The following is a 606-nucleotide window of genomic DNA, read 5'->3' as shown; positions in this document are numbered from 1 at the left end:
CGCTCGCTTTGATCACAAGATCTTGGGTCTCAATATCAAAATTCGTCTTAACACCTGCCAGAGCAGCCTCATTTAATAGAACAACAAAGCGATCTTTCGGCAGAGGCTGAGGGTTCTGTGCGTTAAATCCGGAGTTGTAGCGCGCGAACCCGAAAAGGCGATCACCTGGAATCCCCTCCCCTGCTCGCAGCGTCACGGTTTGCATAGGCTCGGCACTCAATCCTTTAATTGGATAGCGGTTCAATCTGACGATAGAGAGTGTGTTCATACGTCTGCACCTGACCAAACGAGTTATACACGTTCCCGAGTGGTCCGCGCTATTTGACGCTACCTCCAATTCTCAAAGGTATCGACCAAATAATCTGTGAGTGCTTCAGCAGAGGGTTCGCTAAACGCGTTGGCCGCATGATGGCCGCGATTGTAGGCTGTGCCAATTTTAGTCGATAGAGCCATTTAATACCTCGCTGACGAGAATAGATGCGTATCAAGAAAAATAAACAAATTCTCATATAATCAACGACTAAGAAGCGAATTGAACGTTCCTCTCCGCCTTTTTGAGGTACGAACCTCAAATATTTCTGGATTTGAGGTACGCACCTCAAGTCC

Annotated in this window: 1 pseudogene; it reads right to left on the bottom strand. The window is 47.4% G+C overall.

Annotated elements, in window-relative coordinates:
• A pseudogene (locus tag ACR0CG_RS24095) lies at positions 1-268 on the bottom strand (hypothetical protein); the annotation flags it as partial.
• Positions 269-606: the final 338 nt, after the last annotated feature.

This window comes from Ruegeria sp. AB8 (assembly GCF_056542605.1).
This window is presented reverse-complemented; position numbering and strand designations above follow the sequence as displayed.